Annotated in this window: 10 protein-coding genes; 2 read left to right on the top strand and 8 right to left on the bottom strand. The window is 38.5% G+C overall.

All coding sequences use genetic code 11. The features are described 5' to 3' along the window. Positions 1-18: 18 nt before the first annotated feature. The 6 genes from D9O48_RS06065 to D9O48_RS06090 all read right to left on the bottom strand — a co-directional run bounded on the left by D9O48_RS06065 (position 19) and on the right by D9O48_RS06090 (position 13,179). Entirely contained in the window at positions 19-1,902 is a 1,884-nt protein-coding gene (locus D9O48_RS06065) for a RagB/SusD family nutrient uptake outer membrane protein (RefSeq protein ID WP_233589190.1), read from the bottom strand. Positions 1,903-1,932: 30 nt separating this feature from the next. Continuing rightward, entirely contained in the window at positions 1,933-5,304 is a 3,372-nt protein-coding gene (locus D9O48_RS06070) for a SusC/RagA family TonB-linked outer membrane protein (protein ID WP_199750511.1), read from the bottom strand. A 267-nt stretch (positions 5,305-5,571) separates the two neighbouring features. Then, entirely contained in the window at positions 5,572-5,835 is a 264-nt protein-coding gene (locus tag D9O48_RS06075) for a hypothetical protein (RefSeq protein WP_126971649.1), read from the bottom strand. Positions 5,836-5,886: 51 nt separating this feature from the next. Further along, positions 5,887-7,626: a cellulase family glycosylhydrolase gene (locus tag D9O48_RS06080; protein ID WP_126971651.1), complete on the bottom strand. Its 1,740-nt coding sequence runs from the start codon at positions 7,624-7,626 to the stop codon at positions 5,887-5,889. Between the two features lie 541 nt (positions 7,627-8,167). Then, entirely contained in the window at positions 8,168-11,041 is a 2,874-nt protein-coding gene (locus D9O48_RS06085; protein ID WP_158624830.1) for a triple tyrosine motif-containing protein, read from the bottom strand. Between the two features lie 218 nt (positions 11,042-11,259). Next, positions 11,260-13,179: a beta-N-acetylhexosaminidase gene (locus D9O48_RS06090; RefSeq protein WP_126971656.1), complete on the bottom strand. Its 1,920-nt coding sequence runs from the start codon at positions 13,177-13,179 to the stop codon at positions 11,260-11,262. 157 nt (positions 13,180-13,336) lie between these two features. On the opposite strand from D9O48_RS06090, the gene D9O48_RS06095 reads away from it, so the two are divergent. Further along, the gene (locus tag D9O48_RS06095) at positions 13,337-14,152 is read left to right on the top strand and encodes a universal stress protein (RefSeq protein WP_126971658.1); all 816 of its coding nucleotides are present in this window, start codon (positions 13,337-13,339) and stop codon (positions 14,150-14,152) included. Positions 14,153-14,458: 306 nt separating this feature from the next. Then, positions 14,459-15,067, top strand: coding sequence for a methyltransferase domain-containing protein (locus D9O48_RS06100; protein WP_126971660.1), 609 nt, complete (start codon positions 14,459-14,461; stop codon positions 15,065-15,067). Here the strand turns inward: D9O48_RS06100 and D9O48_RS06105 are convergent. Both D9O48_RS06105 and D9O48_RS06110 read right to left on the bottom strand, forming a co-directional pair. After that, a complete protein-coding gene (locus D9O48_RS06105) occupies positions 15,064-16,104 on the bottom strand; it encodes an agmatine deiminase family protein (RefSeq protein ID WP_126971662.1) in 1,041 nt (346 codons plus the stop codon). The two genes, D9O48_RS06100 and D9O48_RS06105, sit on opposite strands and share 4 nt — an antisense overlap. An 11-nt stretch (positions 16,105-16,115) precedes the next feature. Continuing rightward, positions 16,116-16,991 (bottom strand): carbon-nitrogen hydrolase, encoded by an 876-nt coding sequence (locus D9O48_RS06110; protein ID WP_126971664.1) that lies wholly within the window; start codon positions 16,989-16,991, stop codon positions 16,116-16,118. Positions 16,992-17,092 lie beyond the last annotated feature (101 nt).

A 17,092-nucleotide genomic window follows, 5' to 3' on the forward strand; every position in this document is an offset into this window, starting at 1 on the left:
AGTTAAATTGATCGTAGATTACCAACCGGGATTTTGTCCATCCCACGCAGCACCATCTCCCAGATAGTTTTTACTAACTTCAGATGTAATAAACGGTAAGTAGTAATATCTCACCGGAAATACCTGTGTCATAAAAGGTACTATTTCCCAGGAGCGTTTCAGGCTACCATCTCCGCCTCTTCTTGCAGTAGTTGCAATTCCTCTTAAATTGGTATTTAAAACCTGGTGTGCTTTTACCCATCTTAGCAAGTCGTTATAACGATGTCCTTCATACGCCAATTCAATTGTTCGTTCATTTTGAATAGCTGCCTGAAAACCGGCATAATCAAGTCCTGATTTATTCGGCATTCCGGCTCTTTTTCTGATTTCGTTAATGTAGAAATAAGTTTCTCCTGAAGGGCCATCATGAAATTCATTAAGGGCTTCTGCGTAACTGAGATAGAATTCTGCTAATCTGAATACCGGCCATGCAAAGTGATTCCATGAACCATTATCAACACGTGCTACAAACTTGTAAACATCCAGTGCATATCCGTCAGAACCGGCGTCGCTGCTGGATAGTGCACCATCGGCAAATCCGTCACCACCTTTATAAAACGGAATGGTACCATATTTTGCTCCTGATGCTGCTCTGAAGAACATTCCATCATACGCGACGGTTTGATAAAAGCGTGGATCCAGATTAAAGTTTCTGATATCTACCGGCAGGTCGGCTCCTGAAGCAGGAAGTGTAAACCTTGTACCGTCTTTTTTCTCATACAACTGCATGAACTCTATTGGCATATTATTTTTCACACCCCATTCCCATTCTCCTACTTTTGAACTAAGGAACTTACCCCATGCAGTCAGGTTGGCTCCCCAATCAGATCCGTTCTGGTTTTTAGTACTTACCAGAATCAGTTCTTTGTTAGCATATACGTTCCATACCGCTTCATAATCACCTAAGCCGGCATAAGTATCTGTTCCTGGTTCTGTTTCGGCTTTACCGGTATTATAAATTGCAACACCAGCAGCAGCAGCATTATCTATTACAGCTTTTGCAGCATCTGCCGCCAGTTTCCATCTGTCTTTACTATAAACCGGGTAACAAAGAACAGTATCCCGTGCATCACCGAAACGCGCACTGCTCAGGGCTGCCTTCATATGATCAGGAGTGTTGTATAAAGGGCTGGCAGCATACAATAACACTCTAGACTTCAATGCCAGTGCAGCTAACCTGGTAATTCTTCCGTAATCACTGCTGGGTCTTGTTTCCGGTAGCAGGTCTACTGCTTTATCACACCAGTCAACAATTGAATCTACAACTGACTGTACAGAAGAACGGCCAACATTTATTTCACCTTCACCTGATAAAGGCACAGAAACAATAGGTATACCACCATAGTACCTGAACAGTTCATAATGTTGTAAAGCACGGCAAAACAATGCCTGTCCTTTTACATCATTCTTCCAATCCTGATCGGCATCTACGACCATATCGATATTTCTGAATACGATATTAGCCTGACGGATACCTTTGTAATGCCATCCCATTGCTCCGCCGGTTACACTTTCATCGGTAGTAGCTCCCCAACCGTAATCCACATTACTGTTTGGCCCCATATTACCTCTTTTGTAAATTGGTCCGTTAATACCGGCATTTGCCCAATCATAACCCGGAGATATAATATATAAAGCGTCTGTTAAGATTTCAGGCCTTGGAAGATCAGTAGACCCCTGAGGCAGATAACCTCTGACACACCATCCATACATACGTGCAATTGCATATTGCGCCTGATTTTTAGTGTGAAAGATGGTATCTACTGTTACGGCTCCGCCTTTTGGTTTTTCCAAAAAGTTTTTAGTACAACTGGTGGTGGAGATGAGCAACAGTAGTATAGCACACAGTAAACTATTTATCATTAAATTTTTCATTTCCCTAATAATATTCGGTTAGAAATTGACATTTACTCCCAGGTTATAAGTTCTGGTAAGCGGATAACCTATGTAGGCCAGATTTTCCGGATCACCCCAGATCTCATTGGGCGACCATGTATAAAGGTTATTTCCGTTTGCATAAACACGTGCAGAACCTACACCCATTTTCTTCAAGAAAGCAGGCTTAAAGGTGTATCCTATTTCCATGTTTTTTAAACGGGTATAAGAGGTATTTTTAAGGAAAAAAGTATTTTCTGCGCCGGCATGATTATAAGCAGCGATCGGGAAATCAATTCTTTCGCCATTATTGTATCTTTCCTGCGTAAAGCGATTCAGGTCAACATCAAAAAGCGATTCCTGTTTATTAAAGTGTAATTGACTCATTGAGTATCTGGCAGCGCCACTCACACCCTGAAACAAAACAGAAAGATCAAATCCATTCCAGTTAAAACCAAATGAAAGACCATAAGAGACTTTTGGAATCATCGTGTTTCCTGTTCTGATAAAATCTTTTTCATTTACCACACCGTCTTCATTTATGTCTACCAAACGAACTTCACCCGGTTGCACTGCAACACCACCGTATCCGAGGTCTTTCTGATAAACAATATCACCAGCCTGATTTGTATAAGTGTGTCCGTCTTTGTTTAATGCAGCCACCGGTTGTGAAAGAATCGGATCTCCGTTTCCGTCAATGGCGTACAGGTCAGACCATGAAGTATATAATCCATTCGCCTGAAGATATAAGCCTTGTCCGATTGGTCTGCCGGTAGTAGCCTGGTATTCCAACCCTTTTGCGATTGCTTCGTCGCTAAAAAGAATTTTATTGTTGTTTGTAGAAAGGTTTCCTTTTACCCAGTAATCAAACTTAGAACTCAGCATATCCCGATAGGTTAACTCAAATTCATTACCCCAGTTTTTTACACTTCCTAGATTGTATGGTGGTAAAGAAGCTTGCACAATGCCGGCAACAGTTCCTCTGTAAGAAAGAATCTGTCCTCTTTTTTCATTAAAGAAGTCATAAGTAAGAGACAATCGGTTATTCAGCATTTTAACTTCAAAGCCGATATTTGCTTTAGTAGCTACTTCCCAGGTTACATTCGGGTTACCCAAAGTACCTTCCTGTACACCCTGAAGCGTTACTCTGTCATTTAATGTACCAAAAGAATAACCCATATATGGATATCCGCTACCGCCGTAAGTCCAAACATCAGGCAGATATAAATATCTTGCACCGCCGATATTATCATTACCAACTTTACCTAACGAACCTCTTATTTTTAAGAAGCTGATCAGATCAATTTGCGGGAAGAATGATTCGTTTGAAACAACCCATCCCATTGAATAAGCCGGTAAGAAACCAAAGCGTTTTCCTTCAGGAAAGTTTTCAGAACCATTGTAACCCATATTAAATTCAGCCAGGTATTTACCTCTGTATCCATAAGTAAATCTCGCAGCCGAACCTACATATGCTTTTGGAAGATTATACATTAAATACGGATTGAATAATTTTTCCATATTGTATAATAACAATCCACTTACCGCATGTTTATTATCAAATGTTCTTGAATAATTCAATGTAAACTCTCCATAAATCTTACGCCATTTACCATTATACCAGTCAGACCATCTTTCAGGAGGAGTTTCAGCCCGCATCAGAGAAAATATCGGATCCAATACATCTCCGTTCGGATTCTGACTGATTCCATAAAACACCGGTGTATATCTACCACCAGAGCGGCTTGAGAAATAACTATCATAAGCACCTCTTACATTCACAGATAAACCTTGTGTAATAAAATCAAGTTTATGCGAAAGTCTGATAGTAGAATTCAACGTACTGTTACTGGTAAGATTATAATTATTACTACTGGCTATTTCGTAAAGTGGGTTTAAAGATGTTTGAGGATTGCTATAAGGAACAACAAACTTTCCGTCAATCAATCCGGGTGAAGAAAGTGGTGTTGACCACATAATTCTTTTTTCCCAGATATATCCATCATTATCCATACCGCTGATATTTACAAACTGAGTTCCAACGTCAACGGAAATACGAAAATTTTTATTTACATCAAAGTCAAAGTTACCGCGAAGGTTATATCTGTCTTTTCTGAAATCCATCTCATCAGAGAAAGGCATATAATCAGTTTTGAACAATCCACCCTGGGTTAAATATCCTAAAGAAAGGAAGTATTTGAGAGAACCTGTTCCTCCGGTAATGTTAGCATTTGCCTGACTTTGAGGAGCGAAGTTTTTGAAGATAAGTTTAGTCCAATCAACATCAGGATAAAAATATGGATTATAGTAAGGATTTCTATCTCCATTTTCTAAAGTCGGGGTATGTGCATTTTTATAATACATTAACTGTTCCGGAGTATAATAAATGCTTGCTTCTCTTACCCAGTTAGCTTCTCTTTTTACAAGGAAGTCGTTCCAGGTCTGGATGTCAGGATCTTTAGCGTGGTTAATCCAATACGATTGAAAGCTCTTTTCATTTTGCAGCATGGCATATTCATAAGAGTTTACAAAGTTTGGTTTTCGTGTAAATTCAGATTGTGCAGTCTGCGCTGATAAGCTAATTCGAGGTGCACCTTCTTTACCACGCTTAGTAGTAATCAGAATTACTCCGTTTGCTCCACGCACACCGTACACAGCGGTAGCAGATGCATCTTTCAGTAAACTGATTGTTTCTATTTCATAAGGATCAATATCATTATAGCTGTCACGGGCAACACCATCAATCATAATTAACGGGGCTGTCTGATCAGTATAAGTACCGACACCGCGGATATAAAGCGTTGAAGCATCTGCACCCGGTTTACCAGAGCTTTGGATAGCGGTTAATCCGGATAATCTACCGGCTAACGCATTACTGATATTGGCCACCGGTGATTGTACGAGTTCTTCTGCAGACAAAGTAGAAATAGCAGCAGTAACAGATTCTTTTTTCTGTTGGCCATAACCCACAATTACGACTTGTTCCAGATCTTGTTTCAGCTCATCTATTTCTAATATAAGAGCCAGCTGCTGTCTGTTTTCTGCAAGGAAATATTTTTCTTTAAATCCTATTGCTGTTACCACAATAGAATCTTTTGCAGAAACTACTTCGATAGAAAACTCTCCCGCTTCATTGGTAGCAACGCCTTTAGACAAAGCATAATTAAAAACAGAAGCTCCGGAAATCGGTTCATTTTTCTGATTACGAACAGAACCTTTAATAATTCTGGAAATACGGTTTCCCTGAAATAAACCGTTAGATTCATCATAAATGATCATTGCTTCTTCAGAAGCAGTATTCATATTGAAGCTCATCCCACCCTTTTCGATGCTGCCCATAGCTACACCTTCTAATGAAAAAAGCAAAACAAAGCAAATAGTTAAATTCATTAACAGTGTTAGTTTGGCAATTGAGGAACCGGGAAATAGCTTGGCAAGCCGAAGCTTTTTCATATTTTTTCAAGTATTAAGTGAATAAAGTTGCCTTTTCGACAATTATTACAATCCATGTAACGAGGAATTATTCATTCCATGTTTAATTTTCTAATGGCATTCAAGCAGTCATAAAATTGTTTTGGTTTTTTAGAGTTTAAGAAATTTTTTCATCCGTCTATTCTTAATGTTTATTGTATTTATCTGTTACCAAGGGTAAATCATCTAACCGAACGTATATTTAAAAAGAAGGTAAATCTGTGTAAGATATATAGAGGTATAGCCCGAATAAAGCCAGGTTTTCTTCAAATAACCAGGCGATTTTTTCACACCGGAAGAAGTTATAAATAAATGAATACAGGTAAAATCATTGAAATAACCTGCAAGAGGTGAGGTACCATCGGATAAATTATCCGATGGTATATTTTTCTCTTTATAATCATGTAAAGCAATATGCTCACTAAAATATTGAAGCCTTTTTAACTTCATATGGCAATCGGTTTTGGCTAAGTATCAGCAGTAACAACAATCAATACGTTCCTAATCTTTTGAAACTTTTATTGCAGATAGATCAAATCCACCTTTTTTCACTAACACTTTCAATCGTACTATTCCTTTTCTGAGTTTTACTTTATTTGTTTTTACATCCGTCCATGTAGCAGTTTCCGGTATTACAATTTCATCTACCAATATTTTTTCATTTCCCATCAGTGTTATTCTTCCTGCTGTATCAGATCTGGTAGTGAACGAAAAAGAATAATTACCAGTTTTTTTAACAGTCAGAGTGTAGAGTAACCATTCTTCATCTTCAACAGACCCGACATAGAAATTATTTCCGTCTGCATAAATATCAACTCCGTCGTTTCTATACCTGCGGCCTTTGTTGCCATCAGTATTTACTCCCGGAGTATATTGATAGCGGGAAGAATCTTTATCGTAGTAGGCGACTCTCTGACGACCGAGGTCATAATCAACTGCGTTTATTGATAATATGCCAGTTTTTATGGTATGTTCTTTAAAAGGAATAGCTTCCAGCGAATGAACTTGTCTGAACATTGCATCTGCAACATCTTTATGAAATACATTTTGCGCCAGTTCCACATTATGTAAAAACTCCTGTAGAATGGCCCATGCTTCTTTTTCATTTAGCTTCTCTCCTCTTCCAGACCAATCAGCCAGTAAACGACTATACCCTTCAGGTTGTTTAATTTCATAGGAATTATTCAGTCCCATTTTCTTATGTTGCCACCAGGCCCAGCCAATATTGTTTTTTTCCATCAGTTCGATTGCTTCCGTAAACCAGGTATTAAAGTTTTCTCCTGACTCACCTAACCAGAGTGGTACATTGTATTGATCTCTGAGGTCAAGGAAGTATTTAATCGTTTGCTGATCATTAAAATTTCCGTATTTATGAAAACTTACGGCAGTATTATTATCCCATAAAGGGAAAATGCCGCGGTAGTTATTACCAAATCCATTACCCTCTATGAAAATCAGGTGGTTTTGATCCACTTCTCTGATAGCAGCCGTGATATCTACCATTAATTTTCGGAGAGGGATATTGCGTTTTTCTTCAGTGCCTCTGATATCCTTCGGATCATCAAAGCCCCAGTTAGGTTCATTAATAATATCGTAAGCGCCGATCCATGGTTCATTGGCGTAACGCTTAGCCAACTGTTTCCATAGTGCTATTGTTTTTTGAAGATTGGCTTCACTATCCCATAAAGATGGTTTATTCGGATCGCGATCTGAGATAGCGAGATCATTACCCTGGCCACCCGGAGCCGCGTGTAAATCTAAAATCAAATAGATTTTGTTTTGTTTACACCAATTCAATAAACTGTCTGTAAGTGCGAATCCTTCTTCCAACCAGGTTTGCTGGCCGTCTACCGGTTCTTTTTCTACCGGTAAAGTGTATAAAGCGTAATGCATTGGTAAACGGATAGAATTGAACCCCAAAGCAGCTAATGCATCAATATCTTTTTTTGTAGTATGTTTCAGTAACCATTCTTTATAAAACTGTGCGGCTTTCTCTTCTCCCACGGAAGCTGCTATTTTTTCTCGGATGCGGTATTGCTGACCAAGAAAGCTCAAATGATACATATAACCTTCCTGCAACATCCAGCCCCCTAACCCCATTCCTCTCAGAATAATTTCTTCACCGGTACCCGTTACAATCTTTTTTCCATCAGCTCTCAGAAATCCCTGAGCCGATGTTTCCAGCATTCCGAGTAAACTAATTCCTACCAACAAAAGACCTTTTCTAATAATATTTTTCATATCAGCAATTTTTCATTGAACCTTACTTCCGGACAACCGCCGTCAGTTTTTAGTAAATGTTGAAGCAGGTTACCCGATGGTTTTTTACTACTTCAAGAATTGATTTTTAAATACCGGCTATCGATAATTTTCTCAGGTTGTAGCTTATTCAAAAATGCACCAAGAGCCTTTAACATTTCTTTATGATAGCAAATTTGCACTTATCCTACCCGCATTCCAAAAAAACAACTACGTCAAAAATGCTTCATTTTAAAAAATAAATATTGATAATCAATTATTTAAATTACTACAATGAGTTAACCATTATACGCCACACCTACGCAAATGAGATTTCGCTAAAAAGTATCGAATAAATAATAAGGAGTCTTATCTGAATAATTGCATGGTAAGATCTGAACTGTAACAGATCAATGAATAATTACATATATGTCTAAAGCCAGTATATATAAATAATATATGATTCATCCTTTGCAGCATAAAACACGACAAGGTTATTCAACAGTAACCGGTAAAAAGTAGATTGTGCAATAAAAGTGGAGATTTATTCCTTTCCCTGTAAACCAATCAGGAAATCTGCCAGGTTAGTATCTCCAGGCAACGATAATTTTTTACGCAAGCGGAATCTGGCAGTTTCGACTCCCCTTACTGAAATATTCATGAGCTGTGCTATTTCTTTGGTAGAAATATTCAGTTTAAGGTATGCGCATAGTTTCAGGTCATTGCCCGATAAAGAAGGGAAGGCTGCTTTTAAATTCTGGAGATAATTATTATGAACCTTATCAAAATGGACCGCAAACTGCTCCCATTCGTGTTGATTATCCAGTTCTTTATCAATTGTTTTGATGATTTTTTGAAACTCTTTTCCCGATTTCTCGGTATCAGTCATTTGTTTATAAGATTGTAAACTTTCTTTCAGCATCGACATTACCTCAACCTTTCGAACAAGATTCATGGCTGAAGAGGCCATTTCTTTATTTTTATGGTCAAGCTCTACCTGCAATTTCTCGTTGGTTAATTCAACGATTTTTTTCTCATTTTCCTGTACTTCCAGCTGATGCTGCAAAGTGAGGTTCCGTTGTTTTTCTTCATGTTCATGTTGCTGTTGCAATAACCTTTTGTGTTGCTGTTTAAAATGCTGTTGCTGCTGGTAATTTAATATCAGGAAGAGTAATCCCACACCAGATAATACATACACAAGAATTGCCCACCATGATTTATACCAGGGTGGCAGAATCTCAAAACTATAAGAAGCGGTTAAGGACTCTTCATTTCCATAACGGCATTTAACATGAAACGTATAACTTCCCGCAGGTAAGTTAGCAAACTCTTTATCTGTTTTGATACCCCACGCCGACCATTGTTTATCAAAGCCCTCTAAATAATAGCTATACTCAATATCGCCGGGATGGCTGTATTCGACTGCTGCAAAACTCAGGTAAATGCCAGCTTTATTAAACTGGATGGCTGGTTTACTGATATTTTCACCGTATCCTCCGTAAAACAAACTATCGTTTCCGTCAACTAATGTTTTTAAGCTTCTGATCAAGACTTTGGGTTTGTTTTCATCTCCTATATATGAGGCCAGGTTCAGATGGAAGAAACCTTTTTCTGCAGCAATAATTACATTACTGCTGTCTAGCACATTGATATGTTCAAAGTTGAAAGTAAACTTATTCTCCAGTTCACGGAAGTAAGTTAGTTTGGAGAAATTCTGACTTTTTGCTACTACCCCGATTCTTTTATCCTGTGTAAACCAGATATTTCCATAGCGGTCTTCCATCAGATAACTGACGAGTTCTCCCTTAAATATATTCTGATAAAATTCTGATTTCACGAAATGGTCATTTTCTTCATTGAATTCAAAAATGCCGTTTTCATTTGTCAGCACCAGTTTATCTCTTATTTTAAAAATTCTATTGTGATTATTACTGATAATGCCCTGTTTATCCAGGTACTGCCGGCTTACCAGTTGTTTATTGTCGTCTTCGATAACACGAAACAGTCCGCGGTAGGGATGCCCCACCCAGATTACTCCATTGTATTGAACAATAAAGCGCGCTGATTCGGTATATACGATTTGTTTTACCTTAGGCAAGCCCACTGACATGTCGAAAAAGCTAACGCTATTGTAAGTTCCGGCTATTGCTGTATTGTTAACGTTGTTTTCATAAGATTGAAAGCCCCAGTAGCCGATGCGCATATCAAGTAATTCGGCTGTTTCCTGATTAACATAATAGGCAGCGGCAGCGTGTGCGATCAGTAGTTTATCATCTACTACAGATAAGCCCCAGATTTCACCTTTTGAGTTTTTCACCAGCTTAAATTGCCCTCTCTCTCTACTAAAATCACCTTCCTTTTTCAAAGGGGTAAAATAAACTCCCGCAGACGTTCCCAGGTAAAGATTTCCTTTGTGATATACCGAAGCATAGCCTGTATTATGGTTTTCCTTTTCAGGAAAAATATGCTTCACAGCATCGTTATAAGCTACGAGATCAATACCATTGTCCAGCCCCAGCCAAAGGTTACCTTTATCGTCACTCATGATAGAGAGTGTATTCTGACTTTGTAACCCTTCATTTTTAGTAATTCTTTCTACCAGATTTCCTTTGGTATCTACAATATAACAACCGCCTAAGCGCGTAGCCAATGCAATATTTTTATTAGGCAATAATAAAACCTGATAAATAATTTTAGAAGAGATTTCGTTCAATACCGGGGAACTAAAGGGCCTCAACCCTTTCTGATCAAGTATGAACGCTCCGAATTGAGAAGTAGCTATTAATAAAGAATCTTTGTTCAATGATAAAACAGAACGAACAACAGCACCTTTCGGTAAATCGTTGCCCCAGCGTACCGGAACCCAGTTGTCTTTCTCATATTCAACGATTCCCTTATCGGCATCATGTGCATATATTTTATCCCCTGCTTCTCCTAAAAAAGACCAATAGGTACCAGGATAAACAATGATTTTATCTTTCTTTAAGTGAAGAATCTTTGCGTTGACTCTAAAAAACACGTCTTCACCACTTTTACAAATATTCCATACATCTGCAAAAGTATTATGACTGGCGGGTACCAGCTGATTTAACGTATGGTATTGCAGGCGTCCGTTTTCATCAGATTCGAAATAACCGATTTCACCTTGTCCGCCTACAAAAATCTTCCCGTCTTCGTCTACCATTACAGAATGTAATCCGGTACCGTTCGGTAATTTATACACTTCCCATCGCACACCATCAAAAGTGAGCATTCCGTCATTATTGGCGAAATACATAATCCCTCTTTTATCCTGAGTGATGTCCCAGTTCTGATTACCGGCATTATATATTTCCTTGGTATAGTTAACGATTGAGGGGGTTCCAATAATATCCTGCGCAGCAACAGTAGTTGCTCCGGCAAATAACAGGCAGATCAAACAAATAAAGCAGTTTCGCATGACAAGGTTCACTATATGTATCGTTGATCGTAAAAGTATCCATTTCCTGAAATTATCCAAGCGTATTTTTAAAGAGTTGATTTTTTTTATGCTCTTTCAGCATATCTCTCTTATATTCATTTTACTGAAAGAATATAGCTAAAAAACCTGCCAATCATAAAGATTGACAGGTTTTTTAATTTTATTGCTTTATATTTTTACTTACTACCGGCTCTTTTCTTCAATTCGTCAATAGAAATAGTTATAAATCTTCCGACCTGTTTATCCCCTGCATAACTAATAGTTCTGAGCATTTGTGCGTCTTTTGGAACAGTTATCCAGTCTGTAGCTTTAGGGTAAAATCTGTCTGGATAAGAATTATCGAAACTATAATGAAAAGTTGTATGATTTGCCTCAGGTACCAGTTTCACTTCTAATAATCCGCCAGCTTGTGTCCGGGCCTCTATTAATGGTTCATACATAGAGGGAGCGTATTTTCTTTCGGCATAATCAAAGCGTTCAAAATGCTGTTCGATATTTTTCACAAATTGATTCCACTCAATAGCTTTATGTTGACTCCATAAAGCGTTGGCTACGGCAAACGCTCTTGGCCATAACATGTATTGTACCTGGCGGAAATTGTAGATTTGTTCTGTCCATAAATTTCCTTGTCCGCCCTTAATAAACTTTGCATCCACGCCAGCAGGTACCGGATTAAATTCGAATGTTTTCTTCAGGTATACCTTATCATAATTCGGAGGTTCGATGGCAGCATCCCCCTGTACTAAATCAAGATATACGAATGTATTAGGTGTCATTACTACTTCGTGACCAAGTTTAGCAGCTTCAATACCACCTTTATCTCCACGCCAGCTCATAATAGTTGCTCCCTGTGCAATACCGCCCTCTAAAATTTCATCCCAACCCATCATTTTCTTTCCTTTAGAAGTAATAATATTACTGACTCTTTTTACAAAGTAACTTTGAACTTCATCATAATCTTTTAATTTTTCACGTTTCATCAGCTCTGTTACTGCAGCACTTTTTTGCCAGAAGTTTTTTGCGCACTCATCTCCCCCCATATGAATATATCCAAACGGAAATAATTCAGCAATTTCAGTATATACTTTATCTAAAAATTCATATACTTTTTCATTGGCAGGACATAAAGTATTGTCAACAATGGCCGTGAACTTTCCTCCACCTAACCAGTTCATAAATTTTTCGCCGCTATTCACCTGATAAGTACCTGGTGTACATGACAATTCCGGATAAGCAGCAACAGCAGCCATTGAGTGACCGGGAACGTCAATTTCAGGCATAATTTCAATATACCTGTCTTTCGCATAAGCAATTAATTCTTTAATATCTTCCTGGGTATAAAAACCGCCGTAAGTTCGTGGTTCATTAGCGGCGGGAGGAGAAAAGGTTCCTAAACGACCGGTTTTATCCGCTCTCCAGGCGCCTACTTCGGTAAGTTTCGGGAGAGATTTTATTTCAATTCTCCATCCCTGATCATCACTGAGATGCAGGTGCAGAATATTATATTTATATTCTGCCATTTCATCAATGAAGCGTTTTACTTCTTCCTTTGTAAAGAAGTGACGAACCACATCAAACATCAAACCTCTCCATTCGAATCGTGGGTAATCTGTAATTTTTACTCCTGCAATTTTCCAGGCTTTGTTTCTTACAATTTTAACAGACAGTACTTCTTTTGGCAGCAACTGTTTAATAGTTTGAATCGCGTAATAAAATCCAACCGGCTGATTGGCAGTAATTATAGTACGGTTGCCCGCCACCTCCAGCGTATATCCTTCTTTTCCTAAAACCGGATTCGGTTTGGCATTTAAGATAAACCGGATTACGTTTGGCAGGTTGTCTTTAGGCTTCACGGTACTTAAAAACCAGTTATAACCTGACAAATCGTTGAATTGTGTAATCCAGGTACGAATTACTTTCTCAGCTTCTTCATTGCCATTTTCAAGCTCAACTTTAGTGAAGTTGTTGAAAATCATCCCTTCCGACTGAAGACTGAGCGATACGGGTTGTGGAATAATGTGTACGCCTTCCACAGCCTGAGCGGCAACAGAGAGTACGCTGGTAAAAAACAAAACTGCCAAACAAAATCTTTTCATATCCGGAGCGTTTAATTGAAAATATGCGAATAATTCTTTTTCTTAACGTACAGAAAGCAGAATTTATTAAGTGTAAAATATGGAAATACCCTAATTATTCTGTATAATGCAATTATATCTCATTTTGATTAAACTTTAAATTCCTAAAAAGCTTCAGATGAAAAAAGTTCTCATTCCTACTGATTTTTCCGACACTTCCAAGAATGCTGCAATCTTTGCGGTGCAGGCATTGGAAAATGTACAAGATGTAAGTCTAATTTTATACAATATCCATAAGCCCGGGAGTTCAGATTCATCCAGTTCAACCAAAACCGATCGCGCTGCCATCATTAGTCAAGCTTTAGAACAATTAAAGACTGATTTACTAAAAGTGGCGAATGTAAATATTTCATTCGCTACAGAATCAGGAAGCTCTTTAGTAGAATCAATTGAACGTTATGTTCGTCACAACGGAATTGATTTAATCATTATGGGTATTACCGGAGCTACTAAAATTGAACAGATATTCATGGGTAGTAATACGCTGGATATGGTAGAGAAAAGCATTTGCCCGGTAATGATCATTCCTCCGGATGCTAAATTCTCCGCTATAAAAGATGTGGTTTTAGCCAGCGACTTTAAAGATGTAGCCGCATCTACACCGGTAGCTCCTATTAAAAAAGTATTGGAATTGTTTAAACCTGCATTACATATTGTAAACGTTGACCCGGAGCATTATGTAGAAATCACAGAAGAATACAGAGTAGAAAGAAATAAATTAGAGGATATGTTCAAAGAATATAATCCGGAGTTTTATTTTATTCGTCAGTATGATTTCTTAGAAGCGATCAGCCAGTTTGCAGTTGATAAGAAAATCGATTTAATTTTTACTGTTCCTAAGAAACAAGGGTTCGTTTCAGGATTGTTTGCAACCAGCCATACTAAAAAACTGGCTTATCACAGCCGTATTCCTATTGTAGCCATCCAGGAGTAAGGCTTTCACTCAATTGTTTGTTAAGTTTAAGTAAACATATCAACCCCCAACATAGTTGGGGGTTTTGTTATTTCTGATAAGCACCGGACAGAGTCCGGCGCTAGCGGTAATTTTATTAATTATAGATTAAATATCAGCTATTAAGCTAATCAGGCCTGAAATTGGTTCTTTTTTATTAGATATTGTGGTGTAGATACGCGATTGTGCAAGTTGGTATCTGAATTGTAGTTATGAATTGTTAAAACACAAAAGCACCCTTTCATTTTAGCATTTGCTGATGTAAATTGTTAGAAGAAACCACCGATCATGGAAAAACTAGACGCCACATACTGGAACAACAAATACCTCAACCAGGAAACGGGTTGGGATATCGGAGAAATCTCTACTCCCCTGAAAACTTATATCGATCAGCTGGAAAATAAAAACCTTTCGATTCTGATACCCGGTTGCGGAAACGGCTATGAAGTAGGTTATTTACTGGAGAAAGGTTTCACCAATATAACAGTAGTAGATATTGCTGCAGAAGCTACCAGAAGCTTAAAGGAAAAATACGCAGAACATATTGATAAGTCGTTACAAATAATGACGCAGGATTTCTTTGAAACCTATGGCAGATTTGATCTGATTCTGGAGCAAACTTTCTTTTGTGCGTTGCATCCTTCTTTGAGACCGGCTTATGTAGACAAAATTTTTCAGCTATTGAAACCCGGCGGAAAATTAGCAGGCGTTTTGTTTAATCGTCATTTTGATGAAAATCCTCCCTATGGCGGAAGTATAAAAGAATATCGTCAGTTATTCGGTTTAACTTTTGCGCTGAGAGTGATGGAACCTTGTTACAATTCCATCTCTCCCAGAAAAAACGCAGAAGTTTTTATTATTCTTCAAAAAGTTATCTGGAATACACCAAAGATCTAAACAGCAGGTTCCTGCTGACTCAGACAATGAAATGATCCTAATCCCCAGATAATATCGGTAGAGTCAATACCAACTATTTTTCTGGTAGGGAAACATTGTGCCAGTATATCCAAAGCCTTTTCATCTTTTTCACATCTGAAAGTTGGTACGATTACCGCATGATTAGCGATATAGAAATTCGCGTAGGAGGCCGGTAAACGTTGTTCATCATAAATGACAGCATCCGGCATTGGTAGTTCAACGATATTTAATTGTTTACCATTTAACAGGCGCATTTGCTGCAATTGTTTCAGGTTATGCTGTAAAATATCATAATTCTCGTCTGCCCGATCCGTTTCCACTACCGTTACCACAGTATCTTCATTTACAAATCGTACTGTATCATCTATATGTCCGTCAGTATCATCGCCGATAATACCTTCATCTACCCATAATACCTGATCAATACCATAATAATCAGAGAGGTATTTTTCAATCTGCTCCTGCTTTAAATGGGGATTCCGATTCGGGTTTAACAAACAGGCTGTTGAAGTCAGTAAAGTTCCTTTTCCGTTAAATTCAACCGAACCACCTTCCATGACGATACCGGGATGCACTACATTATAACCGTAATGCTGCGCAATTTTGGTAGGAATAACATCATCAAGGTCAAATGGAGGATATTTTCCTCCCCATGCGTTATAGCCCCAATCCACTACCATTTTCTTTTGAGCAGCACTGGGGTTGATTAAAAAGGCCGGACCATGATCACGACACCAGGCATCATTCGTAGCGTGATGAAAGAACTCTACTTTTGACAGGTCAACATTTTGTTGCTGTAAAACATCAGTTGCGAAATGCTGCATCTGTTGATTGGCAACATTGATACGCACGATTTCAGAAACGGTCAGTTCTCTGATAAACTGAGCGTAATATGGATAAATAGCCTGAATTTTTCCGGGCCACGAAGCTTCTTTGTGCGGCCAGCTTAACCAGCAGGCTTCGTGAGGGGCAAATTCAGCAGGAAAATAATAACCTGATTCTTTGGGGGTAGGCATAAAAAGTGGGTTTAGTCCTCGTCGATATATCTTTTAGTAATCTGTCCGTAAGAGTCGATTCTTCTGTCGCGTAAAAAAGGCCAGTGCGTACGGTAACGATCTGATTTTTTCAGGTCGAGCTCCATTACATGTGTTTCTTCGTTTTCGTGTGATGCCTGATACAGTACGGTTCCGAACGGATTGGATACAAATGATCCGCCCCAGAACTTCATCAAACCATCCTGCTCTAATCCACATCTGTTTACACTTACAACGTGTATTCCGTTTGCTACGGAATGGCTACGCTGAATGGTTTGCCATGCATTGTATTGTTCGGTGTTGGTAGGCTCATCTTGTGCAGTTGACCAACCAATAGCCGTTGGATAGAAAAGTATTTCAGCTCCCATCAAGGCAGTGATTCTGGCAGCTTCAGGATACCATTGATCCCAGCAGATCAGTACACCTATAGTGGCAAACTTTGTTTTAAATACTTTATACCCTAAATCGCCCGGCGTAAAATAGAATTTCTCATAATATGCCGGATCATCAGGAATATGCATTTTTCTATATTTTCCCAGGTACTTGCCATCAGCGTCAATAACAGCTGTAGTGTTATGGTAAAGACCTTCCGCTCTTTTCTCAAATAAAGAAGCAATAATCACCACTCCGAGTTCTGCTGCAATTTTTTCCAGCGTTTGGGTAGAAGGCCCGGGAATAGGTTCTGCTAATTCAAAATTTTCATATGCCTCAACATCGCAGAAATACAAAGAAGTAAACAATTCCTGTAAACACACGATTTGTGCGCCCTGAGCCGCAGCCGCCCGAACCTGTTCAATTGCTTTTTGCAAATTCTGCTCTTTGTTGTCGGTGCAAGTCATCTGCACCATACCTACTTTAACTTTTGACATGGTATATATTATGAAGTGCGAAAATAGCTCTTTAATTGAAAATGGAAAAGAGCAATTCAGCCATTAAGCAATTAAGGAATTAAGAAAACCGAGCTGACTCA

Source organism: Gynurincola endophyticus (genome assembly GCF_003991195.1).
Lineage (GTDB): Bacteria > Bacteroidota > Bacteroidia > Chitinophagales > Chitinophagaceae > Gynurincola > Gynurincola endophyticus.